Raw genomic sequence first — 26,103 nt, forward strand, 5'->3', positions numbered from 1 at the left:
ATTGGAAAAAGAGCGGGATGACAGGGGAGTCGATAAAGAAGTCTTGGTGACTTCTTTATCGACTTAAAAGGGCATTAAGATGCAGGTGTTGGTTCATTGCTTGAAGCGTCAATGGTCTCTGCGGCTTCTTTGATTTGATATGCTTTTTCAATGATGACTTGTTTTGTTGGCACATTTTGGTGGCCGTATTTAGCTGTGGTGGATATTGCTGAGATGGCATCCAGTGTGCTGTAACTGTCCGATGTGATTTCGCCAAAGACAGCGTAACCAAACTTCTGGCTGCTTTTGTCTTTATGATCCAGAAATAAGTTATCTATGCCGTTAATAAAAAACTGTGAGGTAGCACTGTTGATGGATGATGTACGCGCCATTGCAACGGTACCGCGTTTGTTACTTAACCCGTTGGTTGCCTCGTTTTCAATCGGGGCGCGAGTGGCTTTTCTTGTCATGCTTTTATCAAACCCGCCGGTTTGAATCATGAAGTGAGGGATGACGCGGTGAAAGATAACGCCGTTGTAAAAACCATCATTCACATATTGCAGGAAGTTTTCTACGGTTTTAGGCGCTTTTTCTTGATTAAGAACAATAGTGATGTTGCCATGATTTGTTTCCAGAACCACCTTAGGTGATTCGGCGTGTGCTGAATGAGAAATAAATAAGAAGGTAATAAGGGACGTAAGAAGACTAAAAAGTTGTTTCGTTTTGGTCATAACGATTCTCTGTTAAATGGGTCGGTCACAAGATTAGATAAGGCTGCGTCATAGACGCAGCTAAGAAACTTTATATTTACAGGCCTGAGTTCCCCCAGCCGCCACCTTTACGCTTTCTGCTGGCAAAGAACCAGCCGAAGCAAATGCCAATAAAGGCAATGGAGGCACCGGTTAGCCACATGCTTTTGGTTTTGTCATTTTGAAGGCGAATGTTATCTGCTTCCAGTAAATCGATTTTCGTTTTTAGCAGCTGCGTGCTTTCAGTCAGTTTTATGTTGTCTTCGTTCAGCTTTAAAGAGTTCGCTGAAATTTCTTTGATCACATTCAGCTCACTGGTTAACTTGGCGTTCTCTGTTTGGAGTGCATTAACTTTAGAGCTAAGGGACTGGCTCTTGCCTGAAAGCTCTGACTGGGTCGATGAAAGCAATTTGTTTTGCTCCGTCAGATTGGCGATTTTCTTTTCAGCGGCTTCTAATTTTAGACTGGCAACAGGTTCAAAACTCAGATATTGGTTTTGTAACCAACCTTCTATTCCTTTGGCTGTTCTGACTTTGGTATAGCCGCTGTCCTCTGAAGCTTCGAGCACTTCCAGTCTGGAGCCGGTTTTAAGACCTTTGTGGACAATACGATATGAGCTGCCTTGTCCACTTCTTAAAGGTACATATATGGTGTCGCGGACGTACGCTGTTTGAGCGGCAACTAAGTCGCTGGCGAGGATAGAACCGCCGATCAGTAAAACTTTTAGTAGATTTTTCATTGATTCGCTGTGCCTTATTATGGAAGCACTTTCTTAAATGGTTTGACGATCACTGATTGATAAACACCAGCAGAAACGTAAGGGTCTTGATCAGCCCAGGATTGAGCCGTAGTCAAGTCATCAAATTCTGCGATCACTAAGCTCCCTGTGAAACCATTCTCACCCGGATCTTCAGAATCGATTGCCGGGTGTGGGCCTGCAACTAATAAACGGCCTTGTGCTTTAAGTTCTTCTAGTCGTGCAAGATGTGCTGGTCGCGCTTCTTTACGAAGAGGTAAGCTGTTTTCGACATCCTGACTGATAATTGCGTAATACATATTACAATTTTTCCTGAAAAAATAAACAGATGCGTTAAGTCTATGAGACTTTAGTTTAGCTTCTATGGGTCTTGTTTGTTGATTTGGGCTTTATTTTGAGCTTCAGCTTCTTCTTCCGCTTTTTTAAGGTGCGGGTATAAATAGATAATAGTAAGGAATATTGCGATGAAGCTAAGGCCTGTAAGACCAAATAATTTGAAATTTACCCAATCTTCTTCGCTAAAATTGTAGGCAACGTATAAATTCAATAGACCAGAAAAGATAAAAAATAAAACCCAGGCAAACCCAATTGTTCTCCAGCTGGTCTTTGGTACTTCAAGATTATTTCCAAACATTCTTTCTATAATACTGCGTTCTGCGAAGATCTGACTGCCAAGTAAGGCCAGGGCAAAAATGAAATTCACAATGGTTGGTTTCCACTGAATGAAGGTTTTGTCATTAAAAATTATGGTCGCGCCGCCTAAAACAAGTACAAAACCTAATGTAATCAGGTGCATCTTTTCAATTTTTTTAGTTCTTAACCAAACATATGAAATTTGTAAGATGGTTGCAGGTATTAAAACAGCGGTGGCTATGATGATATCTCCTGTATACTTATAAACAGCGAAGAAAATTACGATGGGTAAGAAGTCGATCAAAAGTTTCATAGTATAAAGAGTTAGCCTGTTATGTGTGTTAGTGGCAAAATGATAACGTTTTTTAGAGCGAAGTGAAGGGGTAACCGTCGAAATGCAGCAGTTTCGTCACAATATAGATCTACATTGCCATACACAAGTGTCGGACGGTGCCTTATCACCCACTGATTTAATTGCCCTTGCGCAAAAGAATAAAATAGAAGTGCTTGCCGTTTCGGACCACGATACGCTGAACGGTTATCGTAAATGCAAGCCGTTGGCAGACGAAGCAGGGATTAAGTTAATACCTGCAGCGGAATTTTCTTGTCAGATAGATCGCACCAATATCCATATGGTGGCGCTTGGCGTGGACATCGATTCGGTTGCAATGAAAAAGGCGGAAGCCTTGCAAGATGAGATTCGTGAGCAACGCGCAGATACGATTGCTGCCAAGCTGGAAAAACACCTTGCCGTTAAGGATGTGTTGGAAAATGTGAAAACCATTGCTAATGGCAGTGTCATTGGTCGCCCGCACTTTGCTAAGTTTTTGATTCAGGAGGGTGTGGTGTCTGACATGGAGCAAGCTTTCAATAAATTTTTAGGCGCTGGCAAAATTGGCGATATAAAATTGATCTGGCCGGATGTCGGGGATGTGATTGATTTTGTGCATGAGGCCGGTGGTAAAGCCGTTTTAGCGCATCCGCTTAAATACAAAATGACTAAAACCAAGTTGTCCCGGTTAATTGATGATTTCTGGGACATGGACGGTGATGCAATAGAAGTGGTTAGCAGTCGTCAAAAACAGGATGATACCGGTTGGCTGTTACGACAAATTGATAAAAGAAATATGCTTGCATCGTTTGGAAGTGATTTCCATGTAAGCAGCTCATGGTCTGATTTAGGGATGTTCAGCCATATCCCTGAAGTTGGACTAAACTGGGTTCATAATGAAATTCTGGAAGAACCCTGCGAACTTAAAAAACACCAAGAGTAAATTTAATGACTCAACTCTTTCAGATTCATCCTGATAATCCTCAAAAACGTCTTATTGCTCAGGCTTCGGAATGCTTAAAAGGTGGCGGTGTCGTTGTATACCCGACCGAATCAGGGTATGCGCTGGGCTGCCATTTAGGCGATAAAAAAGCGCTTGATCGAATTCGAGCCATTCGCCAGTTGGATGATAAGCACAATTTCACGCTGATGTGTAAGGATCTGTCTGAAATAGCAGCCTACGCGCGCGTCGATAATGACATGTATCGCTTATTGAAACAGCATACACCAGGGCCGTACACTTTTATTTTGCAGGCAACCAAGGATGTTCCGCGTCGTTTATTACATCCAAAGCGCAAGGCCATTGGTATTCGTGTTTCTGAAAATAATATTTGTCATGCTTTGTTGGCGGAATTTGACGAACCATTAATTTCAACCACATTGATTATGCCGGGCGAGGACATGCCAATGACAGACCCGTATGACATTCGGGATACTTTGTCTTCGCAAGTGGATTTGGTGATTGATGGGGGATTTTGTGGCTTTGAACCCACTTCGGTCATTAATCTGACGGATGATCAGGTGGAAGTTATTCGCCGAGGCGCGGGTGATGTGTCCGCATTTGAGTACTGATTTCTATTTATACATGATTTCTATTTAGACATAAGCTATTTAAAAGGCTTTTAACCATGTTAAAGGCCTTTTTCTTGGGTAAGTGATAATCATTATCATGTGTAGTGGGTGGGAGTGGATTATCTGTTAAAAGTCCATGATTATCCGCGAAGAAAAGGGCTATAATGCGCCCCTTATTTTTTTAGTTGTTTGATGAATGGATTGTAGGAGTTAGGTACGTTGGATTCACAGCGCCGGATTTTGTCAGGTATGAGGCCTACGGGTCGTCTTCATTTAGGTCACTATCATGGTGTCCTAAAGAATTGGATTGATCTTCAGCACAGTTACGATTGTTTTTTCTTTGCTGCTGATTGGCACGCTTTGACGACGCACTATGCAGATCCAAGAGACATCGAGCAGCACACTTGGGAAATGGTTATTGATTGGTTAGCCGCAGGTGTTAAACCGGGTTCTTCGACCATCTTTATTCAGTCAAAAGTGCCTGAGCATGCAGAGCTGCACTTATTGTTGTCGATGATGACACCTTTAAGTTGGTTGGAACGTGTGCCTAGTTATAAGGATCAACAAGAAAAACTGAAAGACAGAGATCTGTCAACGTATGGTTTCTTGGGGTATCCGTTGCTTCAAAGTGCAGACATTTTGATGTACCGCGCGGGCCGTGTGCCTGTGGGTGAAGATCAGGTTTCACACATTGAGCTAACGCGAGAAGTCGCTCGCCGGTTTAATCATATTTACGGTCGTGAGCCTGACTTTGAAATTCTGGCAGAAACAGCCATTAAGAAGATGGGCAAGAAAGCCGCCAAGCTTTATAAATCCATGCGTAAAGAATACATGGAGCGTGGTGACGTAGAGGCTTTGGAAAAAGGCAGGGCTCTATTGAACGACCAGCAGAATATTACATTGGGTGATAAAGAGCGCCTGATGGGGTATCTGGAAGGCAGTGGTAAGGTTATTTTGCCTGAGCCTCAGTCTTTATTGACGCCAGAGTCTAAGATGCCGGGGCTGGATGGCCAGAAGATGTCTAAGTCTTATAACAACACAATCGCCTTGCGTGAAGACTCAGCCGTCGTAGAAGAAAAAATCAAGCGTATGATGACTGATCCTCAGCGTGTACGTTTGACTGACCCGGGTGATCCGGATAAGTGTCCTGTATGGCAGCTTCATGAGGTGTATTCTGATGAAGATGTGAAAGATTGGGTGCAAAAGGGCTGTCGTTCAGCGGGTATTGGTTGTTTGGATTGTAAGAAGCCGATTATTGAATCGGTTTTGAAAGAACAGGCTCCGATCCACGAACGAGCGGTTGAGTATGAAAACAATCCGCAGCTGGTGAAAAACATCATTAAAGAAGGCAATGAAAGAGCGCGTGAAGAAGCGCGAGCTACTTTGATTGAAGTAAGAGACGCTATGGCGCTTTCTTACAGAAACTGACAGGCTGTTGTTTGATTGGTAATTCAAGCATGAAATGGCCTTAGGTTTTGTGATAAATTGGCGATCTTATGATCGCCAATTTTTGTTTTGTATTCGATTGATATTTAAATCAGTGATTGTTGGGAAACAATAGGAATACCATGTCTGACACTGTTGATTCTGTCTTAGAATCTGCTTCGGAGAGCGATACTTCCGCTCATCCTGAACAGCAGCAGCTGCCGCTTGCGAAAGTGGGTGGTGAGCCTGTGACTGAAATTCCTCAAGATTTGTATATCCCGCCTGAAGCGCTGGAAGTGTTCCTGGATGCCTTTGAAGGGCCTTTGGATCTACTGCTTTATCTTATCCGTAAGCAAAATATAGATATTCTTGACATTAACATCAGTCAGATAACGGCTCAGTACATGGAGTACGTTGAGCTGATGAAGGCTACCCGTTTTGAATTGGCTGCCGAGTATTTGGTGATGGCAGCCATGTTGGCGGAAATTAAATCCAGAAGTCTGTTGCCAAGAAATAACGAAAATGACATCGAGGAAGAAGATCCAAGAGCAGAGTTGATCCGTCGCTTGCAAGAATACGAACGGTTCAAGGTTGCTGCTGAAAACCTGGATGAAATACCTCGTCTGGAGCGTGATGTGATGGTCGCGCCGGACAGAAATGATGATTTTGATCGAGTTATTAAGCACCCTGATGTGGACTTGAGAGAGGTTCTGGTGGCTATGTCCGAGATTCTCAAGCGGGCTGAGATGTTCGAACATCACCATATCAGTCGGGAAGTGCTTTCTACTCGTGAGCGAATGTCTCAGGTATTAAATAAAGTCAAATTTGGCCAGCTTGTCTCCTTTATGGATTTATTTTCTGCGGAGGAAGGCAAGATGGGCGTGGTTGTGACTTTTATGGCGGTCATGGAGCTGATTAAGGAATCTCTGTTGGAGCTGTCTCAGTCGGAAGTGTTTGGCGAGATTTATGTTCGGGCCAGAATGGATGCAACAGAAGACAGCGAAAATAATGACGATCAGGAATCTGCGCCTGATGCATTAATTGATTCTACACCAGAAATGAGAAAGGAGGGCGAGGATGGCCAATAAAATAACTGCAAAGTTATTGGAGCAAATCATTGAGGCCGCTTTGTTGGTTTCTGGTAAGCCAATTTCTGTTTCGGACGTAAAGAGTTACTTCGGAGAGGAAGATGTGGTTCCTCATTCTTCAGATATTCGTCAGGTATTTCAGAAATTAGTCCGCCGTTATAAAGCAAGGGGCATTGAGCTCAAGGAAGTGGCTTCAGGCTTTCGTTTTCAGGTGGCTGAAAATGTAGCGCCTTATGTGATTAAGCAGTGGGAGGAGCGTCCTCCCAGATATTCCAGGGCGTTGCTGGAGACCTTGGCGCTGATTGCGTATCGTCAGCCGATTACTCGTGGCGATATTGAAGACATACGTGGTGTTGCAGTGAGCAGTAACATCATCAGGACTTTGCTGGAGAGAGAGTGGGTTCGGGTTGTTGGTCATAAAGACGTACCGGGAAGGCCGGCTTTGTATGCCACTACCAGTAAGTTTTTAGACTACTTTAATTTGAAGTCCCTGACGGAATTGCCTGAACTGTCAGAGGTTAAAGATCTTGAGAGTATTAACCCGGAGCTGGATTTTGGCGAAGCCTTTGGGTTGGTTGCAGAAAGCGAAGATGAAAACGCGTCGTTTGATGGTGAGAGTGCGGATCTGATTCCGGATGCTGAGGCGCCTACCGATCAGGCCATTGATGAGGTTTCGGAGGAAGACAGAGAACGCATCCGGTTGGCTAAGGAAGAGGCCAATAAGGAAGCTGAATATAAGCGAGAAATGGCGGCCCGGGAAGAGCTTCGGGATATTGACCGCTATAACTCTGCAATTGAGAAAATGATACGTTCGCCGGATGCTCAGCGAGGTGTAGCTTCTGCTGCCCAGGAGGGAGATCTATCAGATGATGCTGTTCAGCAGGATGCGGTTCAGCAAGAAACAGGGCAGGCATTGCCTGAGTGGTTGGCGGCTGCAAAAGATGCAGCTTCTGGTGCTAGTACTGATACGCCAGATGATGGTTTGGTAGAAAAGGATGTGCTAACCATAGAGCATCAGGCGGATTCGGACACATTGGCAAATTCGGGTGCGTCGACAGGAAAGTCCCGCTTTGCTCAGTTGGCAGATCGTTTGGAAGCCTCTGTGGCTGAAGTGGAGCAGAAAGAGTTGCTGGCGCAGGAACAAGCTGAAAGTGACTTCGGAGATGTTTCGTTGGATGAGTCGTCGGACTTGTCTGAGGCAGTGGTTAGCGAGAATTCTGGTGTCTCTGAGTTGAGTGTTGGTGGTCAGCAAGAAGTTGCGGCTGGTGCTGAGGTTACGACTGGCGCAGGGGTTGAGGCTACGCCGACTGAAACGGTGGGCGGTGATATGAGTGAAGAAGAAATTGAGCAATTTATTCAGCGAAAGTTAGCTGAGCAGGCTGCCTTGTTGGATAAATCAAATTCGGATGATGAGTCTGAAGAATAATTTAACTCTCAGGCATGTTGTTTGAGAGGTGTGAGGAAGAGAAATGAAAGAAAGAGTTCAGAAGGTTTTGGGGCAGATAGGTATTGGATCTCGCCGCGAAATTGAACGTTGGATTGAAGATGGCCGAATTAAAATCGGTGATGAAGTGGCTCAGTTAGGTGATCGAATTGATTCCCGTGATCAGGTGTTTCTTGATGGTCGTAAGGTAGATCTTAAGGCTTTGGATGAGACTCAGTGTCGAGTGCTGATTTACAATAAGCCGGAAGGTGAGGTTTGTACCCGAAGTGATCCGGAGGGGCGCCCGACGGTTTTCGATCGTTTGCCGAAGTTGAAAGGACAGCGCTGGATCAGTGTTGGCCGATTGGATGTTAATACAACCGGTTTACTTTTGTTTACCACCGACGGTGAGTTGGCCAACAAGTTAATGCACCCATCCAGTGAAATTGATCGTGAGTATTTGTGTCGTGTGCATGGCGCTGTGGATGAGGCGATGATTAATCGTCTTCGTGAGGGTGTTTTGCTTGAAGATGGCATGGCTCAGTTCACTGATGTCGTTCATGGTGGCGGTGAAGGTCGTAACCAGTGGTTTTATGTATGTGTTATGGAAGGCCGTAACCGTGAGGTGCGTAGACTTTGGGCTTCTCAGGAGGTTGAGGTTAACCGTCTTAAGCGTGTGCGTTATGGTTCTGTATTTTTACCTTCCGAGTGTAAGGTGGGTACTTGGGTTGAAATGCCGAATAAAGAAGTGAATGACGTTCGCTCCCGTTTGGGATTGTCAAAGATCGCATTTGCGCGTCGTACTCAGGATGAGCGAATGAAGATGGATCGACGTAAGCGTCAACAAAAGAATACTCAGCGCCGAACGGCGAAAAAGAGTCGCCGTCGTTAGTCGTATTGAGTTGGTAGGTTGTACTGGCCTATACAGATCAAATCAGGTGATTATTCACCTGATTTGATCTGGTTTCTTCCAGAGACTTTGGCTTGGTACAGGGCTTTGTCTGCGCGACAAACTAATTCTTCTGTTTTGTCTGTGTTTCTGCAGCTGGCAACGCCGATACTGACGGTAACTTCAATATCCGACTCTCCGCATTTTACGGAGTGTTGTTCAATTTTCTTTCTGATTCGTTCTGCAATGATTTGAGCGCCATTATGATCGGTCTTGTTCAGAACCAGTAGAAACTCTTCTCCGCCGTAACGGAAAAGCAAGTCTGTTTGGCGGCACACATCTTTAATGATGTTGACGGTGTCTTTTAATGCCTGATCTCCAGCACTATGGCCGAAGCGATCGTTGACAGATTTAAAATGGTCGAGATCCAGCATTAGGATCGACATGGGTAGGTTGTGGCGTTTGGACAGTTCTACCTCGCGAGATAAGGTTTCATCCATCGCGGCCCGATTCCAGGTGTTGGTCAGTGGGTCTTTTCGAGCGGCGGTGATGGCTGCGCGATAAGTCAGTGAGTTTTTCAGCGGAAAGTAGAGTGTGCTGAATAAGCCCTCCAGAATGGTAAGTTCTTCCTCAATGAATCGTTTTGATCTCGATAGGGTGATCTCGCCCATGCTTTCTGTTTCTGAAGAAAGTTGGTAGGTGCAGCGATGGGTGTTTTGCTGACCCATTGAAATCGATAGATGGTCAGTATCGTTGGTTTGATAAACTATACCACCGACCTGAACGACTTGCTGAATTTCGCGATAGAAAATATTCAACAGTTTTTCGACGTCCAATGTCGTTTGCAATTGTGCAGTCAGTCTTTGGCGTACCTCTTTCTGGCGTTCCTGGGTTTTTACCAGATTAGTAAATGCTGAAAATGACTTAGCATCTTTAAGTGAAACACGCTGTCTTGGTTGCACGGTTGTAACCATATTTACCTCGGACTTTAAATTCTTGGACGTCAAGCTATTAAAATTATCTGTGCTTGGGTAAAAGCCAAAGGTATGCCAATGATGAAATTTATAAAATTATCAGTGAGTTATCGTATGTTTCTTTGTTCTTATTGATAAATTTGATGGTTTGTTGACGCATTGATGGGGAGGTGGCAATTTATTGCCGCCATGGTTATGACGCTTAAATGGGGGTTTAACTTAAAAGTAAGAATTTTGACGCTGGTTTGGGTGTTCTTTGACGTGCTTTGAGAGGAGGGTTGAGGGCCCTGAGGGTGCAGGGCTCTTTTTAAGTTTTGCTTGTTTCAGCGTTACTTAGTCTGGGCATCAATTTTTTGGCTGTTTATTTCCAGGCTGCTGTCAGACATCAAATAAAGGTACGCATTCATAATTTCATCGGGTGCCGGATTGTTGGTTGGCACTTCACCGGGGTATGCCCAGGCTCTCATTTGAGTTCTTGTTGCTCCGGGGTTGATGGAGTTTACTCGGATCTTGGAAATGCCGGGTAATTCGTCTGCAAGGGTTTCCATCAGTCCTTCGGTGGCAAACTTAGACGCTGCATAAGCCCCCCAATGAGCTCGCCCTTTGCGGCCAACGCTTGATGATGTGAAGACAATGGACGATGGCGTGTCTTTGTCCATAAGCGGTAATAGAGCTTGGGTCAGCATGAAGGTGGCATTAACGTTGACCTGCATGACTTTCATCCATAAGGACGGGTCATAAGACTGAATAGGAGAGCGAACGCCTAAAAGACTGGCATTGTTTAGCAGGCCGTCTATGGTTCCGAATTCCTGCTCGATCAAAGCGGCGAGTTCTTCGTATTGTTCTGGTTGAGCGAATTCAAGGTCGAGCGGGCAAATTGCCGGAAGTTCAAGGCCGAGTGCTTCGATTTCATCATAAACAGGGTTGAGTGATTCTTCGTTGCGGCCATGAAGTAAAACAGTGGCGCCGTACTTTGCGAATGTGATTGCGGCGGCTCGGCCAATACCGGCGGCGGCGCCAGTGACCATTATTTTTTTGCCTTTCAGGCATCCTTCAGGGGCATCAAAATCAAACATGATTGCTTCTTCTATTTGTAAATAACGGGTTAGAAATATAATTCAGAGGAATTATATAAGATTTAAGAGTTCAGTTGGCGTTTTTAGTAAGTGATTTGCGTTCCATTGTGTGGGGTTATCTTCTTTGTGGATATAACCCCAGCAGGCGGCCGCACTTGGCATGTGGGCGTTAATTGCAGCATCAATGTCTCGTTTGTGATCGCCAACATAAAGGCACTCTTCGGGAGTGATATTCAGTTGCTTAGCTGAGTTTAGCAGCCCCTCCGGATGAGGTTTGATTTCGGTGACGTCGTCTCTGGTGATTCCGACTTTCACCGGAATGATTTGCTCCAGCTGAGGCTCGATGTGCTGATAAAATCTGCGGCCCTTATTGGTGATGATGGCAATAGGGATGTCTTTCGATTTTAGCTGAAGGAGCAGGCTTTCAATTTCTTCAAACAGTGGGCAGCTGGTGTGCACTTCCTGATCATACAGCTCGAGAAACTGAGTGTTAAGTTGTTGAAAATTTTCAGCGTCGGCAGTGATGCCAAGACAGTTTTCAATCATGACGGCGGCACCGTTTGATGCCCATTGTCTGACGGTCTCGAAATCAACTTCTGCAGTGCCAAGTTCAAGAGCCTGTTTATTTAATATAGAGTGAAAGTGTACGGCGGAGTCCAGCAGGGTTCCGTCGAGATCAAATAAAACAGCTTTATATCTCTGCATTGAGTATCAGGCTCTTGTGTGTTGTTTAGCTTTGTTTGGTTGTATGGATCATGTAATTGACATCTACGTCATCCGCCAGCTTGTAAACTTTGGTGAGCGGGTTGTAGGTTAGGCCAATGCTTTCGTGTGTTTTCAGGTTGGCTTGGCGCGCCCAGCGAGTCAGTTCAGCGGGTTTGATGAATTTTTTAAATTCATGAGTACCTTTTGGCAGCATTTGAAGTACGTATTCGGCACCGACAATTGCGAACATGAATGCTTTCGGATTGCGATTGATGGTGGAGAAGAATACGTGGCCGTCAGGTTTAACCAGCTTTGAGCAGGCCCGGATAATGGATGACGGGTCTGGCACATGTTCCAGCATTTCCATGCAGGTTACGACATCGAAGCTGCCGGGTTGTTGTTCGGCCAGTTCTTCAACAGGAATCTGCTTGTATTCGATGTTTTCAACGCCCATTTCAAGTGCGTGCAGCTGAGCAACGGACAGCGGTGCTTCGCCCATATCGATACCTAAAACATCGGCGCCACGTCTTGCCATGGATTCGGCAAGAATGCCTCCTCCGCATCCTACATCGAGAACGCGCTTGCCTTGTAGTTGAGTTTTCTCGTTGATGAAATTGAGGCGCAAAGGATTTATTTCATGCAGTGGTTTGAATTCACTGTTGTGATCCCACCATCGGCTTGCTAATGCTTCAAATTTTGCGATTTCTTCTGCGTCTACATTTAGTGTTTTAGGTTGTTCAGTCATGCCTGTACCTGAGTAACAATCTTAAATTATGTCGAATTCTATAATATTTTGACGGTGTTTGTGCTTACGCTGTCGTTTCTTTAATTTTTTCTGCCCAGTTCCTGGCTTTGTTGATGATGTTTTCAGTGTCCTGGCTGGTCAGTTTTTTGTCTTTCACTAGCTGGTGGCCTTCGGACCAAACATTACTGACTTGGTCTGCTCTCGCTGCATAAATAATTTGCGAGATGGGGTCGTATACCGGCTGGCAGTGTAGCGGGGATAGGTCGATGGCGACGATGTCGGCCAATTTACCTGTTTCGAGGCTGCCTGTTTTGTTATCGATGCCCAGAGCTTTGGCTCCGTTCAGAGTTGCGGCTTTTAGCGCCTCTAAAGCGCTTAGGGCGGTTGCGTTCTGGCTGACGGCTTTTGCGAGCAGGGCAGCGGAGCGGGCTTCGCCTAGCATGTCCTGATCGTTATTGCTTGCGGCACCGTCTGTGCCGAGTGCGATGTTGATGCCATGTTCTTGCGCTTGATGAACAGGAGCAAAGCCGCTGGCTAATTTTAGATTGGATTCTGGGCAGTGAAGTAAATGGGCGCCGCTTGTGCTGATGGTTTCAATGTCTTCTTTTGTTAAGGCTGTCATGTGGACGCATTGTGTACTTTGGTCCAGAACGCCGAGTTCATGCAGGCGTTGAATGGGGCGTTTATTGTGTTGTTTTAATGATTCATCCACTTCAAATTGAGTTTCATGCAGGTGTACCTGAAGTTGGCATCCGTGATCTTGTTTCAGTTGAATGCATTTGTTAAAGGTTTCGTCGGATACTGTGTATGGGGCGTGCGGCCCTGCTGCAATGCTGATTCTTGGATGATTTTTGTATTGTTCCAACAAGACTTTGGTTTTTTGAATGTATTCGTCTGGCCCGCTTCCCCATGCGGTAGGGAACTCCATGATCGGGGTGCAAAGTTGGGCTTTAATGCCCGCCTTGTCGATTACCTGGGCAGAAACTTCCGGGAAGAAATACATATCGCTGTAAGTGGTGGTGCCGGAAAGTAGCATTTCTGCAATGGCGAGTTCTGTTCCGTCTTTAACAAATTCTTCCTGTACCCACTTACCTTCGGCAGGCCAGATGTGGTCGTTCAGCCATGTCATTAATGGCAGGTCGTCGGCCATGCCTCTGAACAGTGTCATGGCTGCGTGGTTGTGGGTGTTGATTAAGCCGGGGATGAGTGCGTGATTATTCAGCTTAATAATGTTGCTTGATGGGTATTTTTGTTTTGCTTCGGAAGACGGAAGTATGTCTTCAATTTTATTATTGCTGATGACGAGAGTGTGCTTTTCAAGAACATATGGGGCTTTAAATTGAATAATCCATTGCGCTTCAAGTGATGTGAAATTGGCCGCCATTTGTACAGATCCTTCTCGATTTTTAGTTCATGCATTAAGTGCGCACTATTGTCCATCATTGGTATATGTTTTTCTATAAAAAACGCCAAAGCTGGTGTATGATTTCGATCTTATTTTCAGATAGTTAACTCGCCATTTATGGATGCTTCTGATAAATCGTTGCGCTTGTGCATGTAACCTACCGTCGCTGCATGAATAAGACCAAAAGCATAAATTGCAGTTTGATAGTCGCAACTAATAGCAAGCACGAAGGTGTGTGACGACAAGGGAATTAGTTTTTATGGTCGAATTTGCCAAACAAGTTAGTAATATTAATATTGAGGAAGAGCTGCAACAGTCTTACCTTGATTATGCAATGAGTGTGATCGTTGGGCGTGCTTTGCCTGACGTCAGAGATGGTTTGAAACCAGTGCACAGACGTGTTCTATACGCGATGAATGTATTGGGTAATGACTGGAATAAGCCGTATAAAAAGTCTGCCCGTGTGGTAGGTGATGTAATCGGTAAGTATCACCCGCATGGTGATTCTGCGGTTTATGATACGATTGTTCGTATGGCTCAGCCTTTTTCTATGCGATATATGCTGGTCGATGGCCAGGGCAACTTTGGCTCGATTGATGGTGACGCTGCGGCGGCCATGCGTTATACCGAAGTTCGAATGAATAAAATTGCTCATGCCATTCAGGCTGATCTTGAAAAAGAAACCGTCGATTTTGTACCTAACTACGACGGTACGGAGCAAATTCCTGAAGTAATGCCAACACGCGTACCAAATCTGCTGGTGAATGGTTCATCCGGTATTGCCGTTGGTATGGCGACGAATATACCGCCTCATAACTTAACGGAAGTTGTGAATGGTTGCCTGGCGTTGATTGAAAATCCTGATTTGGACATTGATGGTCTGATGGAATACATTCCTGGGCCAGATTTTCCAACAGGTGCCTATATTAATGGCCGTGCGGGCATCCTGCAGGCGTATCGTACTGGTCGTGGCCGCATATATATGCGTGCCCGTCATCATGTTGAGACCGATTCTAAGACCGGTCGTGAAACCATCGTTTTCACTGAAATACCGTACATGGTGAATAAGGCTCGATTGATTGAGAAAATTGCCGAGCTGGTAAAAGATAAGAAGATTGAGGGCATCGCTGAACTGCGTGATGAGTCTGATAAAGACGGTTTGCGTATTGCTGTTGACCTGAAGCGCGGTGAGAATGCAGACGTATTGGTTAACAACCTGTTCTCGCAGACGCCGTTGGAAAATGTTTTTGGTATCAACACCGTAGCTCTGGTGGATGGTCAGCCAAAAATTCTGAATCTGAAAGAGTTGCTTGAGCATTTTGTTCAGCATCGTCGTGAAGTGGTTACGCGTAGAACGGTTTTCGAACTTCGCAAAGCGCGTGAGCGTGGCCATATTCTGGAAGGCTTGGCGATCGCGCTGGCGAACATCGACCCAGTGATCGAAACGATTAAAAAGTCGGAAAGTGCTGCTGTTGCGAAAGAGCGGTTATTGGCGAATCCTTGGTTGCCGGGCGATGTGCTTGGCATGTTAGAGCGTGCCGGTTCGGATGCGTGTCGACCGGAAGAGTTGCCAGAGCAATACGGTATGCACGATGGCAAGTATCACTTGTCTCCGGCACAGGCTCAGGCCATTCTTGAGTTGCGCTTGCATCGTTTAACCGGTCTTGAACATGAAAAACTGATCTCTGAATATAAAGAGAAGATTGATCTGATTGCAGAATTGTTAGAAATTCTGGGCAGTCGTGAAAGATTGATGGAAGTTATTCGTGAAGAGCTTGAAGCGATCGTTGAAGAGTACGGTGATGAGCGTCGTACTGAGATCATTGCGTCTCGTCAGGATTTGACCGTTGCTGATTTGATTCCTGAAGAAGAAATGGTCGTTACTATTTCTCATTCCGGATACGCTAAGACCCAGCCGTTAGATACCTATCAGGCTCAACGTCGAGGTGGTCGTGGTAAGTCGGCCACTTCGATGAAAGATGAAGATTACATCGAGCATCTGCTGGTAGTGGGCTCCCATGAAACCATTATGTTGTTTACTGATAAAGGTAAAGTGTATTGGTTGACGGTGTTTGAAATTCCGTCGGCGGGCCGACAAGCCAAAGGTCGTCCTTTGGTGAATCTGTTGCCTCTGGATGAAGATGAGAAGGTTTCAACTATTTTGCCGGTCAAAGAATACGTTGAGGGCCATTTCGTATTCATGGCAACTCAGCAGGGTGTGGTGAAGAAAGTAGATTTGACCGCTTTTGCCCGACCTCGCAGTTCTGGTTTGATTGCTGTTGAGCTTCAGGATGATGACCGTCTGATTGGTGCGGCTATTACCGATGGGCAGCAGAAAATTATGTTGTCTGCCAATACCGGCAAGATGGCATGCTTTGACGAAAACGATGTTCGTGCGATGGGTCGTACCGCAAGAGGGGTTCGCGGTATTAAGCTGCCTGAAGGCGCACGCGTTATCTCGTTAATTATTCCAGATGAAGATGGTTATATTCTGACTGCCAGTGAGCATGGTTACGGCAAGCGTACACGTTGTACTGACTTCCCAACCTATAACCGTGGTAGCCAAGGTGTTATTGGTATGCAAACCACCGATCGAAACGGTGAGGTTGTCGGAGCAACATTGATTCATGATAATGATGAAATGATGCTGATCAGTGATCAGGGCACTTTGGTTCGAACCCGTATCGATGAAGTATCTGTATTGGGGCGTAACACTCAGGGCGTTCGATTAATCAATTTGTCTGGCGATGAAAAGCTGGTCAGTGTTGAGCGTATTTCGGAACCTGAAGAAAAAGACGAAGAAATTCTGGATGAGTCGGCTGAAACGGTTGATTCAGAGTCAGAAGTGCCGTCAGCAGAGGCTTCTTCTGGTGAACCAGATGATGCAGATGCTCCGGCAGAAGAGTAAGTTTTGAATCTGAGCAAAGCAGTAATCGCGCAGCTTGGTAATTAAACTGATGTAATACGAACACTGCCCTCATTTGAGGGCAGTGTTTTATAAATTTTTTGAAAACCCTGAAAATCAAAACGGAAAGTAGATGGCTAGAGCATATAACTTTTGTGCGGGACCGGCAGCATTGCCGGATGAAGTTCTTTTTCAAGCGCAGGAAGAAATCGCGGATTGGCATGGTGTCGGCACTTCTGTGATGGAGATGAGTCACCGAAGTAAAGAGTTTGTTTCGATTGCAGAAGAAGCGACTCAGGACTTCCGGGATTTACTGTCGATCGGTGATGATTATGAAGTTTTGTTTCTTCAGGGTGGGGCCAGCTCTCAGTTCTCCATGATTCCATTGAATTTACTTGGCGATAACCCGGTTGCTGATTACGTGAATACAGGGCAGTGGTCTAAGAAAGCCATTGCTGAAGCAAAGCGCTATTGTGATGTTAATGTGGTGGCAACCAGCGAGAGTCAAAACTTTTCAACCGTTCCTGCCTTTGAAGATTGGGCGCTTTCTGATAATCCGGCGTACCTGCATTACACTCCGAATGAAACCATTGGTGGCGTTGAGTTTGACTATATACCTGAAGTGAAGGCGCCTTTGGTTGCGGATTACTCATCCAGTATTCTTTCTGAGTCTTTGGATGTCAGTAAGTTTGGGTTAATTTATGCGGGCGCTCAGAAAAACATCGGCCCGGCTGGCCTGACGATTGTGATTGTTCGTAAGGATTTATTAGGTAAAGCCAAAGACTTTACGCCCGCGATGTTTAATTACGAAACCCATGCTAAATCAGGGTCTATGAATAACACACCACCGACTTACTCTTGGTATCTTGCCGGGCTTGTATTCAAGTGGTTGAAGCGCCAAGGTGGTGTATCTGCAATGGCTGAGTTAAATAAGCGAAAAGCAGAAAAACTGTACGGCTTTATTGATAACAGTGCGTTTTACGCGAACCCGGTTGAGCCGAGATATCGCTCCCGTATGAATGTGCCGTTCACGTTAGCGGACGACCAGTTGGATTCAGTATTCCTAAAGAAAGCTGATGAGGCAAAATTGCTGAATTTGGCGGGACATCGCTCGGTCGGTGGTATGCGTGCCAGCATCTATAATGCGGTTTCAGAGAATGCGGTTGATGCATTGATAGCATTCATGGCGGACTTTGAAAAAGCGCATGGTTAAGGTTGATTTCTGGAATCATCCAAAAGTTAACTCCATCCAATAACGAACAAGGTAATGACAGTGTCTACAGAAAAAGAATTGCTGAACTTGCGTGATGAGATCGACTCACTTGATCAGCAGATTTTAAAGCTAATCAGTCAGCGAGCTACATGCGCTCAGCGTGTGGCTGATGTGAAAATGGCAGCGGGCGCTGACAATACTCAATTTTACCGTCCTGAGCGTGAGGCTCAGGTGCTCCGTAAAATTATGGATTTAAACCCCGGGCCGCTGGATGGTGAAGAAATGGCGCGCCTGTTTAGAGAAATAATGTCGGCTTGTCTTGCGCTTGAAAATCCGGTGCGGGTGGCATTTTTGGGCCCTGAAGGGACATTCACTCAAGAGGCAGCTCTGAAGCACTTTGGACATTCTGCGGTAACGGTTCCTATGTCGGCCATTGATGAAGTGTTCAGAGAAGTTGAGTCTGGTGCAGTAGCTTATGGCGTTGTACCTGTTGAGAACTCGACGGAAGGTGTGATTAATCATACGCTGGATAACTTCATGGACAGTAACATCCATATCTGTGGTGAAGTGGTGCTTCGAATTCATCATCATTTACTGGTCAGTGATGTTACTCGTAAAGATAAGATTTCTCGGATTTACTCCCATGCTCAGTCATTGGCTCAGTGCCGTAAGTGGTTAGATGCGCATTATCCAAATGCCGAGCGTGTGGCAGTTAGCAGCAATGCTGAAGCGGCCAAATTTGTGCGTGGTGAGTGGAATGCAGCGGCTATCGCAGGTGAAACTGCCGCAGATATGTACGAATTGTCGAAATTGTCTGAAAAGATTGAAGATCAACCGGATAATTCAACTCGATTCCTGATTATCGGAAGTCACCCCATTCCGGCAAGTGGTGATGATAAAACGTCCATTCTTGTATCAATGAGAAACCAGCCGGGTGCGCTGCATGATTTGCTTGAGCCGTTTCATCGTTTAGGAATTGATTTGACGCGTGTAGAAACAAGGCCTTCCAAGTCAGGCGCATGGAACTACGTGTTCTTTATTGATTTCAAGGGGCACAGTGATAGCGACATGGCTAAAGAAGCCTTGTCTGATGTGGCTGAGCGTGCCGCAGACTTGAAAATTCTTGGGTCATACCCGTGCGGTGTTCTTTAGGAATTATTGTTAGGGGATAGGAGCGTCTTAATGGACAACGGATTAAAAATGTTACTTGATGGCGCAGTTGAAGGGGTGGCGAAGCTGCATCCTTATATTCCTGGTAAGCCAGTGGATGAGCTTGCCAGAGACTTGAATCTCAACGTTGACAATATTGTTAAGTTGGCAAGTAATGAAAATCCACTTGGGCCAAGCCAAAAGGTATTGGATGCAATACAGGCGCAGTTAAGTGACGTAACTCGTTATCCGGACGGCAATGGTTTTGAGCTAAAGTCGGCATTAAGTGCGCGTTACGGCGTTGATTCGGGCCAAATCACGTTGGGTAATGGATCTAATGATGTATTGGATTTAATTGCCCGTGCATTTCTAAAGCCGGGCAAGAACGCAGTTTTCTCTCAATTTGCTTTTGCTGTTTATCCGATCTCAACCCAGGCGGTTGGTGCGGAAATGAATATTGTTCCGGCTAAAAACTTTGCGCATGACTTACCGGCAATGGCAGCGGCCATTAATGATCAGACTCAAGTGGTGTTTTTGGCTAACCCAAATAACCCAACGGGTACGGTCTTTTCGCGCACTGAATTTGAAGCTTTTATGGCCAAGGTGCCGGATCGAGTGTTGGTGGTTCTGGATGAAGCGTACAGTGAGTACGTTGAGAACCCGGATTACCCGGATGGGCTTGGTTATTTGCCGAGTTATGCAAATCTGATTGTGACAAGGACTTTTTCCAAGGCGTTTGGCTTGGCTTCTTTGCGCGTTGGGTTTGCGGTGAGTCACCCTCAGGTCGCTGATTTATTAAATCGGGTTCGCCAGCCTTTTAATGTGGATTCGTTTGCGCTGGCCGCTGCAGTAGCGGCATTGGCGGATGTCGAATACCTCGAAAAGAGCAAAGCATTGAATGATCAGGGGATGGCGCAACTTGAAGAGGCATTTAAAGCCCTGGCTCTTAGTTACATACCAAGTGCAGGCAACTTTATTTCTGTGGACTTTGGTCGTGATGCAGCTCCGATTAATCAGGCTCTTCTAGAAAAAGGCGTCATTGTTCGCCCGGTTGCTAATTATGGTATGCCTACGTTTCTGCGTATCAGTATTGGTACGAAGCAGGAAAATCAGACGTTTATTGATGCATTGAAAGAGATACTGGCCTGATGACTACTGATAAAGTAATACAGGCGCTTCCGGTTAAAAATGTATTTGTAATTGGCTTGGGATTGATTGGTGGCTCATTTGCCCGGGCCATTAAAAAAGCCGATCCGTCACTGCACATCATAGGCTATGATCGGAATCAGTCAGAAATGGAAGCCGCCTTACGGTTAGGTGTTATTGATGAGGTGGCTTCTGATTTGGTGTATGGGGCTGAAAAAGCACATCTGATTATGCTGTCAGTGCCTGTGAAGGCGATGAATAAGGTCTTGCGTGAGGTTCGTGATCATATCTCGGATCAAACCATCATTACTGATGTGGGTAGTGTTAAAGGTGCGGTTATTGATGCGGTTGCGGATGCATTTGGCTTCTTACCGCGTTGCTTTGTTCCGGGCCACCCAATTGCCGGATCAGAAAAGAGCGGCGTTGAAGCGTCAAATGGCGATCTTTTTGTAAAACATAAGGTAATTATCACGCCGCCGTCGGGTGTTTCATCAAAGGCAGTTAACTCTGTTCGCAATTTGTGGTCAAAGACAGGAGCAGATGTTTTAGCTATGTCGCCCAGACGACATGATGAGGTTTTAGCATCCACCAGTCATTTACCTCACCTGTTGGCTTTTTCTTTGGTTGATACGATGGCGCGTGAAGATCAAAGTCTGGATATTTTTCGATACGCCGCTGGTGGATTTCGGGATTTCACCCGAATAGCTGCAAGTGATCCGACCATGTGGCATGACATTTTTCTTACCAATACCAACGCTTTGATGGGGTCTTTAGATCACTTCGAAGCGGGCGTGAAGCGTGTAAGAGAAGCAATTCTGAATCAGGACAGTCGTGAAATGCTTGGTATTTTTACCCGAGCTAAAGCGGCCAGAGAACATTTTAATCGTATATTGGACGGAACTCCGTACTTAAAGCCTATGAGTAGTAAAAACATTGAATTTCATGTGAAACCAGGCGGCTCTGTGAATGGGTCTATTCGTGTACCTGGCGATAAATCCGTTTCTCATCGCTCAATCATGCTGGGTGCTTTATCTAAGGGGATTACTGAGGTCAGTGGTTTTCTGGAAGGTGAAGATGCTTTAGCAACATTGCAAGCCTTCAGGGATATGGGGGTTGTAATTGAAGGGCCGTATGACGGTGAAGTGAAAATTTACGGTGTGGGTCTGCACGGCTTGCAGGCGCCTCCAGGGCCTATTTATGTGGGTAACTCTGGAACATCCATGCGCTTATTGTGTGGCTTGCTGGCAGGTCAGGAGTTTGATGTTACGTTAACGGGTGATGACTCGTTAAGTAAACGCCCTATGGAGCGTGTTGCTAAGCCTCTACGGGAAATGGGTGCGGTAATTGAAACAGGCGAAGGTGGCCGACCTCCGGTTAAGATTAAAGGCGGTCAGAAGCTGAAAGGCATCCATTATGATTTACCAATGGCGAGTGCGCAGGTGAAGTCGTGTGTACTATTGGCGGGTTTGTATGCAGACGGCGAAACCAGTACTACCGAGCCTGCGCCAACACGTGATCATACTGAGCGTATGTTAAACGGCTTTGGTTATCCGGTTGAGCAGAATGGGGCAACGGCTTCTTTGAAAGCTGGTGGTTCTTTGACGGCCGCAAAAATTGATGTCCCTTCGGACATTTCTTCTGCTGCTTTCTTTATGGTTGCGGCCAGTATAGCGCCGGACTCGGATTTAACGATTCAGCATGTTGGTATGAACCCAACCCGTGTTGGTGTGATCAACATTCTCAGAGCAATGGGCGCAAATATTGAACTTTCCAATGAGAAAGAAGTGGGTGGCGAGCCTGTTGCTGATGTGCGAGTTCGTTCTGCTCAGTTGAAGGGTATTCATATTCCGGAAGATCAGGTTCCATTGGCGATTGATGAGTTTCCTGCATTGTTCATTGCTGCTGCATGCGCTGAGGGAGAGACTGTGCTGACTGGTGCTGAAGAATTGCGAGTAAAGGAAAGTGATCGCATTCAGGTGATGGCAGATGGTTTGATTGAGCTTGGTATTGATGCTAAGCCAACGCCGGATGGCATGATCATCAAAGGTGGTGAGATGGGGTCAGCAACTGTTCACAGTCACGGTGATCACCGGATTGCTATGTCGTTTGCAGTTGCAGGTTTGCGTGCTAAAGGGCAGATTGTGATTAAAGATGCGGTACATGTTGCGACTTCTTTTCCGGGGTTTGTGGAGCTGTCTTCTGGTGTGGGAATGAACATCGAGTCACAAGAAGTGTAATTATTTATAATAAAAAAGGCCTCTTTTAAGAGGTCTTTTTTGTAATTAAAGCAGAGATAAATATGCAGAAAGTTATAACAATCGATGGCCCGAGCGGAAGTGGAAAAGGGACTGTCGCAAAAATTCTGTCTCAGAAATTAGGCTGGAATTTATTGGACAGTGGCGCCTTGTATCGTTTGGTGGCATTTGGTGCGCTCAAGCATGGAATAGCGTTGGATGATGAGCCGGCTTTATCCGAGTTTGCGCTTAAGCTTGATGTAAAGTTTGTTTTGCAAGAAGGCAGTGAGTTATTGATTCCGGTATTCGAAGGTGAAGATGTTGCTAAGCAAATTCGAACTGAAGAGTGTGGCGCTGCGGCTTCAAAAGTCGCGGCTTTAAATCCTGTGAGGGATGCTTTATTGGATCGACAGCGAGCATTTGCCACAGATGCAGGCTTAATTGCTGACGGTCGTGATATGGGGACGGTTGTTTTCCCTGATGCGCCAGTGAAGATATATTTGAACGCCAGTGCGGAAGAACGGGCAGAACGGCGCTATAATCAGTTGAAGTTAAGTGGTGAATCTGTTAGTATTGCCGCCATTTTAAACGAGATCAGAACGCGTGACGAGCGGGATATGAACCGCGAAGTGGCGCCATTAAAGCCAGCAGACGATGCGATTGAGATAGACAGTACCAGCCTGACCATTGATCAGGTTGTTGCTCGAATTTCTGAGGCGCTTTCCAACGTAGGCTTGATCTGAATCCCTGCTTTTTTTCATAAAGTCCAGTCAGGATTAAAAGTAGGATTATCATAAGCAGACCCATGTGGACTGGTGCATGGTGAGTGGTAAGTCTGGTTTACGCTGGTCTTCACCACATACATATATTAGGTATAGAAATGAGCGAAAGCTTTGCAGAACTATTTGAAGAAAGCCTTAAATCCGTAGACATGAAGCCTGGTTCAATCGTAACCGGCCTTATCGTTGACATCTCTAATGACTGGGTAACTGTTCACGCAGGTCTTAAGTCTGAAGGTGTTATCCCTCGTTCTCAATTTTTAAGCGACAACGGTGAATTTGAACTAAACGTCGGTGACGAAGTTCAGGTTGCACTAGAAGCTGTTGAAGACGGTTGGGGCGAAACTCGTTTATCTCGTGAAAAAGCTAAGCGTGCTGAGTCTTGGATTGAGCTTGAAGGCGCATACGAAGCTGGTGAAGTTGTTAAAGGTATCATTAACGGTAAGGTTAAAGGTGGCTTTACAGTTGACGTTAACAGCATCCGTGCATTCTTGCCTGGCTCATTGGTTGATGTTCGTCCGGTTCGCGATACTGCGCACCTGGAAGGCAAAGAGCTTGATTTCAAAGTTATCAAGTTGGATCAGAAGCGCAACAACGTTGTTGTTTCTCGTCGTGCTGTTCTTGAAGCTGAAAACAGTGCAGAGCGTGAAGCTCTATTGGCTGAGCTTGCAGAAGGTTCTGAAATCAAAGGTATCGTTAAGAACCTTACTGATTACGGTGCGTTCGTTGATCTTGGCGGTGTTGACGGTCTTCTACATATCACAGATATGGCTTGGAAGCGCATCAAGCACCCAAGTGAAATCGTAAACGTTGGTGATGAAATTAACGTTAAAGTTCTTAAGTTCGATCGTGAGCGTAACCGCGTATCACTAGGTCTTAAGCAGCTAGGTGAAGATCCATGGCAGGCGATCACTGATCGTTACCCAGAGGGCGCTAAAGTTACTGCACGTGTTACTAACCTTACTGACTACGGTTGTTTCGCAGAGCTTGAAGAAGGCGTTGAAGGTCTTGTACACGTATCTGAAATGGATTGGACTAACAAAAACATCCACCCATCTAAGGTTGTACAGCTAGGTGACGAAGTTGGCGTTATGATTCTTGACATCGATGAAGAGCGTCGTCGTATCTCTCTAGGTATCAAGCAGTGTAACACTAACCCTTGGGAAGACTTCTCAGGCAACTTCAACAAAGGCGATAAAGTTACTGGTAAGATCAAGTCTATCACTGACTTCGGTATCTTTATTGGTCTGGAAGGCGGCATCGACGGTCTAGTTCACTTGTCTGATATCAGCTGGAACGAAACTGGTGAAGAAGCTGTACGTGAGTACAAGAAGGGTGACGAAATCAACACTGTTATCCTATCTATCGATCCAGAGCGCGAGCGTATCTCTCTAGGTGTTAAGCAGCTAGAAAGTGATCCGTTCCTTGAGTTTGCTGCTGAGAACGACAAAGGCACTATCGTAACTGGTACTGTTAAAGAAGTTGACGCGAAAGGCGCAGTTGTAGAACTAGCTGAAAACGTTGAAGCGACTTTGAAAGCATCTGAAATCAGTGCTGAGCGTGTTGAAGACGCACGTAACGTTCTTAACGAAGGTGATTCGGTAGAAGCTAAGATCGTAGCTGTTGACCGTAAGAACCGCACAATTAGCTTGTCTGTTAAGTCGAAAGACTCTGACGAGACTAAGACTGCACTTAAGAAAGTTCGTGAGCAAGAGCAAGAAACTGCAGGTCCTACCACTATTGGTGACCTTATCAAGCAGCAGCTTGCTGACCAGTAATTATTACGAGTTAATTTGTAATAGTTATTTGTCCGAAAAACCCGCGCTTTGCGCGGGTTTTTTTATGCCTGTGAGTTAAGTGCCTTTTAATTTTAGCGTCATCAATCTGACATCAACCCTTTCTATGCTGTTTAAAAAAGGAACTGTCAGGTGATTCCGTGTTTAAGTATGAAATACCGCCGTGTATCACAAATTCTGAAGGGGGTATTCGGGGTGTTGGCGTTGAACTTGAGCTGACGGACCTGAAGTTGTCTGAATTGGCGGCCGTTGTTATTCAATGCTTCGGTGGGCGTTCAATCGTTCGTTCTGAGTTTGAAATCTGGATTGAGGATACCGAATTCGGTCGCTTTCGTTTGGAGTATGATTCCAACTATCTTAAGCAATCGGCAGCCGAGGAAGTTACGTCCGATTTTGATGGTGTCGCCAAGGGTGTCTTCAGAACGATTCTGAAAAATGTCAGCGCAGTGGAGATCGTTACGCCTCCGATAGCGATTAATCAGCTTTATCGGCTTGAGGCTTTGGTAACGCAATTGCGAATGTCCGGTGCCAAAGGCACCCGTAATCAAGCGTTCCGAGCATTAGGCTTGCACTTTAATCCGGAAGTCACCGCATTGGAAGCACAAACGGTATTGGCCACCTTAAAAGCTTTTTTGTGCCTCTATGGTTGGTTGGCTGAGCATGAACGCATTGACTTGGCGAGGAGGGTGTCTCCTTATATTCAGCCTTTTCCCGTTGATTATGTGCGTCTGGTGGTTGATTCTCGTTATAATCCGCCGATCGACCTGATCATTGAAGACTATATCAAGTACAATCCTTCCCGAAATCGACCACTGGACATGTTGCCGTTGTTTTCATTTATGGCTCCGGAGCAGGTGAATGAAAGTATAAATACGGCTTTGGTGAGTGCTCGCCCGACGTATCATTACAGGTTGCCTAATTCTGAGGTTGATGATGAAAGCTGGTCCCTGGAAAAAGCGTGGAAAGGTTGGGTGGAAGTGGAGCGGTTAGCCGCAGATAAAATACGATTGGATAAGGTCGCAAGATTGTATTTATCGACGCTGGAGCGATCGAATTTCAGTTGGCGTTCTGACTGGAGGGATCAGTTAACGACGATGATGTCGATTTCCACTGAGATGGATTGATACAAA

The 26,103-nt window shown here is 45.6% G+C and carries 23 protein-coding genes; 14 read left to right on the top strand and 9 right to left on the bottom strand.

Features of this window, described 5'->3' with window-relative positions; translation table 11 throughout:
* Positions 1-74: 74 nt before the first annotated feature.
* The 4 genes from ABD744_RS05685 to ABD744_RS05700 form a co-directional block, all read right to left on the bottom strand.
* Positions 75-710: a peptidylprolyl isomerase gene (locus ABD744_RS05685; protein ID WP_344796330.1), complete on the bottom strand. Its 636-nt coding sequence runs from the start codon at positions 708-710 to the stop codon at positions 75-77.
* A 76-nt stretch (positions 711-786) separates the two neighbouring features.
* Positions 787-1,467, bottom strand: a complete 681-nt coding sequence (locus tag ABD744_RS05690) for a TIGR04211 family SH3 domain-containing protein (protein WP_344796331.1) — start codon at positions 1,465-1,467, stop codon at positions 787-789.
* A 17-nt stretch (positions 1,468-1,484) separates the two neighbouring features.
* Positions 1,485-1,784 carry a YciI family protein gene (locus ABD744_RS05695; protein WP_344796332.1) on the bottom strand — a complete coding sequence of 100 codons (300 nt, stop codon included), beginning with the start codon at positions 1,782-1,784 and terminating at the stop codon, positions 1,485-1,487.
* 62 nt (positions 1,785-1,846) lie between these two features.
* Positions 1,847-2,431 (bottom strand): septation protein A, encoded by a 585-nt coding sequence (locus ABD744_RS05700; RefSeq protein WP_344796333.1) that lies wholly within the window; start codon positions 2,429-2,431, stop codon positions 1,847-1,849.
* 82 nt (positions 2,432-2,513) lie between these two features.
* On the opposite strand from ABD744_RS05700, the gene ABD744_RS05705 reads away from it, so the two are divergent.
* The 6 genes from ABD744_RS05705 to rluB all read left to right on the top strand — a co-directional run bounded on the left by ABD744_RS05705 (position 2,514) and on the right by rluB (position 8,849).
* Complete coding sequence (locus tag ABD744_RS05705) at positions 2,514-3,392, top strand: PHP domain-containing protein (RefSeq protein ID WP_344796334.1); 879 nt, start codon at positions 2,514-2,516, stop codon at positions 3,390-3,392.
* A gap of 5 nt (positions 3,393-3,397) precedes the next feature.
* A complete protein-coding gene (locus ABD744_RS05710; RefSeq protein ID WP_344796335.1) occupies positions 3,398-4,021 on the top strand; it encodes an L-threonylcarbamoyladenylate synthase in 624 nt (207 codons plus the stop codon).
* A gap of 219 nt (positions 4,022-4,240) precedes the next feature.
* On the top strand, positions 4,241-5,449 hold the full coding sequence (locus tag ABD744_RS05715) for a tryptophan--tRNA ligase (RefSeq protein ID WP_344796337.1): 1,209 nt from the start codon (positions 4,241-4,243) through the stop codon (positions 5,447-5,449).
* A 140-nt stretch (positions 5,450-5,589) separates the two neighbouring features.
* Entirely contained in the window at positions 5,590-6,534 is a 945-nt protein-coding gene (locus tag ABD744_RS05720; protein WP_344796339.1) for a segregation and condensation protein A, read from the top strand.
* Positions 6,524-7,960, top strand: a complete 1,437-nt coding sequence (gene scpB, locus ABD744_RS05725; RefSeq protein WP_344796341.1) for an SMC-Scp complex subunit ScpB — start codon at positions 6,524-6,526, stop codon at positions 7,958-7,960. The genes ABD744_RS05720 and scpB overlap by 11 nt, the downstream gene beginning before the upstream one ends.
* A gap of 43 nt (positions 7,961-8,003) precedes the next feature.
* Positions 8,004-8,849 (top strand): 23S rRNA pseudouridine(2605) synthase RluB, encoded by an 846-nt coding sequence (gene rluB / locus ABD744_RS05730; RefSeq protein ID WP_344796343.1) that lies wholly within the window; start codon positions 8,004-8,006, stop codon positions 8,847-8,849.
* Positions 8,850-8,899: 50 nt separating this feature from the next.
* On the opposite strand, the gene ABD744_RS05735 is transcribed toward rluB, so the two are convergent.
* From ABD744_RS05735 to ABD744_RS05755, 5 genes are all read right to left on the bottom strand, one after another.
* Positions 8,900-9,820, bottom strand: a complete 921-nt coding sequence (locus ABD744_RS05735) for a GGDEF domain-containing protein (RefSeq protein WP_344796345.1) — start codon at positions 9,818-9,820, stop codon at positions 8,900-8,902.
* 329 nt (positions 9,821-10,149) lie between these two features.
* Complete coding sequence (locus ABD744_RS05740) at positions 10,150-10,896, bottom strand: YciK family oxidoreductase (RefSeq protein ID WP_344796347.1); 747 nt, start codon at positions 10,894-10,896, stop codon at positions 10,150-10,152.
* Positions 10,897-10,947: 51 nt separating this feature from the next.
* Positions 10,948-11,601: an HAD family hydrolase gene (locus ABD744_RS05745; protein WP_344796349.1), complete on the bottom strand. Its 654-nt coding sequence runs from the start codon at positions 11,599-11,601 to the stop codon at positions 10,948-10,950.
* A 25-nt stretch (positions 11,602-11,626) separates the two neighbouring features.
* Positions 11,627-12,346, bottom strand: a complete 720-nt coding sequence (ubiG, locus tag ABD744_RS05750; RefSeq protein WP_344796351.1) for a bifunctional 2-polyprenyl-6-hydroxyphenol methylase/3-demethylubiquinol 3-O-methyltransferase UbiG — start codon at positions 12,344-12,346, stop codon at positions 11,627-11,629.
* Between the two features lie 64 nt (positions 12,347-12,410).
* Complete coding sequence (locus ABD744_RS05755) at positions 12,411-13,730, bottom strand: TRZ/ATZ family hydrolase (protein WP_344796353.1); 1,320 nt, start codon at positions 13,728-13,730, stop codon at positions 12,411-12,413.
* A gap of 280 nt (positions 13,731-14,010) precedes the next feature.
* On the opposite strand from ABD744_RS05755, the gene gyrA reads away from it, so the two are divergent.
* The 8 genes from gyrA (at position 14,011) to ABD744_RS05795 (ending at position 26,097) form a co-directional block, all read left to right on the top strand.
* Positions 14,011-16,659 (top strand): DNA gyrase subunit A, encoded by a 2,649-nt coding sequence (gene gyrA / locus ABD744_RS05760; RefSeq protein WP_344796355.1) that lies wholly within the window; start codon positions 14,011-14,013, stop codon positions 16,657-16,659.
* Positions 16,660-16,789: 130 nt separating this feature from the next.
* Entirely contained in the window at positions 16,790-17,869 is a 1,080-nt protein-coding gene (gene serC, locus ABD744_RS05765; RefSeq protein WP_344796357.1) for a 3-phosphoserine/phosphohydroxythreonine transaminase, read from the top strand.
* A 60-nt stretch (positions 17,870-17,929) separates the two neighbouring features.
* Positions 17,930-19,021, top strand: coding sequence for a prephenate dehydratase (gene pheA, locus ABD744_RS05770; protein ID WP_425562129.1), 1,092 nt, complete (start codon positions 17,930-17,932; stop codon positions 19,019-19,021).
* Between the two features lie 30 nt (positions 19,022-19,051).
* Entirely contained in the window at positions 19,052-20,167 is a 1,116-nt protein-coding gene (gene hisC, locus ABD744_RS05775) for a histidinol-phosphate transaminase (protein ID WP_344796361.1), read from the top strand.
* Positions 20,167-22,401, top strand: coding sequence for a bifunctional prephenate dehydrogenase/3-phosphoshikimate 1-carboxyvinyltransferase (locus tag ABD744_RS05780; protein ID WP_344796363.1), 2,235 nt, complete (start codon positions 20,167-20,169; stop codon positions 22,399-22,401). Before hisC ends, ABD744_RS05780 begins: the two co-directional genes overlap by 1 nt.
* A 62-nt stretch (positions 22,402-22,463) precedes the next feature.
* On the top strand, positions 22,464-23,141 hold the full coding sequence (gene cmk / locus ABD744_RS05785; protein WP_344796365.1) for a (d)CMP kinase: 678 nt from the start codon (positions 22,464-22,466) through the stop codon (positions 23,139-23,141).
* Positions 23,142-23,278: 137 nt separating this feature from the next.
* The gene (gene rpsA, locus ABD744_RS05790) at positions 23,279-24,955 is read left to right on the top strand and encodes a 30S ribosomal protein S1 (RefSeq protein WP_344796367.1); all 1,677 of its coding nucleotides are present in this window, start codon (positions 23,279-23,281) and stop codon (positions 24,953-24,955) included.
* 158 nt (positions 24,956-25,113) lie between these two features.
* Positions 25,114-26,097, top strand: a complete 984-nt coding sequence (locus ABD744_RS05795) for an amidoligase family protein (protein ID WP_344796369.1) — start codon at positions 25,114-25,116, stop codon at positions 26,095-26,097.
* The last annotated feature ends 6 nt before the right edge of the window (positions 26,098-26,103 follow it).

The organism is Litoribacillus peritrichatus, from assembly GCF_039537985.1.
GTDB lineage: Bacteria > Pseudomonadota > Gammaproteobacteria > Pseudomonadales > Litoribrevibacteraceae > Litoribacillus > Litoribacillus peritrichatus.

Coding starts and splice junctions, on each gene's coding strand:
- ABD744_RS05685 (WP_344796330.1), bottom strand. CDS start 710: ATGACCAAAACGAAACAACTTTTTAGTCTTCTTACGTCCCTTATTACC.
- ABD744_RS05690 (WP_344796331.1), bottom strand. CDS start 1,467: ATGAAAAATCTACTAAAAGTTTTACTGATCGGCGGTTCTATCCTCGCC.
- ABD744_RS05695 (WP_344796332.1), bottom strand. CDS start 1,784: ATGTATTACGCAATTATCAGTCAGGATGTCGAAAACAGCTTACCTCTT.
- ABD744_RS05700 (WP_344796333.1), bottom strand. CDS start 2,431: ATGAAACTTTTGATCGACTTCTTACCCATCGTAATTTTCTTCGCTGTT.
- ABD744_RS05705 (WP_344796334.1), top strand. CDS start 2,514: ATGCAGCAGTTTCGTCACAATATAGATCTACATTGCCATACACAAGTG.
- ABD744_RS05710 (WP_344796335.1), top strand. CDS start 3,398: ATGACTCAACTCTTTCAGATTCATCCTGATAATCCTCAAAAACGTCTT.
- ABD744_RS05720 (WP_344796339.1), top strand. CDS start 5,590: ATGTCTGACACTGTTGATTCTGTCTTAGAATCTGCTTCGGAGAGCGAT.
- scpB (WP_344796341.1), top strand. CDS start 6,524: ATGGCCAATAAAATAACTGCAAAGTTATTGGAGCAAATCATTGAGGCC.
- rluB (WP_344796343.1), top strand. CDS start 8,004: ATGAAAGAAAGAGTTCAGAAGGTTTTGGGGCAGATAGGTATTGGATCT.
- ABD744_RS05735 (WP_344796345.1), bottom strand. CDS start 9,820: ATGGTTACAACCGTGCAACCAAGACAGCGTGTTTCACTTAAAGATGCT.
- ABD744_RS05740 (WP_344796347.1), bottom strand. CDS start 10,896: ATGTTTGATTTTGATGCCCCTGAAGGATGCCTGAAAGGCAAAAAAATA.
- ABD744_RS05745 (WP_344796349.1), bottom strand. CDS start 11,601: ATGCAGAGATATAAAGCTGTTTTATTTGATCTCGACGGAACCCTGCTG.
- ubiG (WP_344796351.1), bottom strand. CDS start 12,346: ATGACTGAACAACCTAAAACACTAAATGTAGACGCAGAAGAAATCGCA.
- ABD744_RS05755 (WP_344796353.1), bottom strand. CDS start 13,730: ATGGCGGCCAATTTCACATCACTTGAAGCGCAATGGATTATTCAATTT.
- gyrA (WP_344796355.1), top strand. CDS start 14,011: ATGGTCGAATTTGCCAAACAAGTTAGTAATATTAATATTGAGGAAGAG.
- serC (WP_344796357.1), top strand. CDS start 16,790: ATGGCTAGAGCATATAACTTTTGTGCGGGACCGGCAGCATTGCCGGAT.
- hisC (WP_344796361.1), top strand. CDS start 19,052: ATGGACAACGGATTAAAAATGTTACTTGATGGCGCAGTTGAAGGGGTG.
- ABD744_RS05780 (WP_344796363.1), top strand. CDS start 20,167: ATGACTACTGATAAAGTAATACAGGCGCTTCCGGTTAAAAATGTATTT.
- cmk (WP_344796365.1), top strand. CDS start 22,464: ATGCAGAAAGTTATAACAATCGATGGCCCGAGCGGAAGTGGAAAAGGG.
- rpsA (WP_344796367.1), top strand. CDS start 23,279: ATGAGCGAAAGCTTTGCAGAACTATTTGAAGAAAGCCTTAAATCCGTA.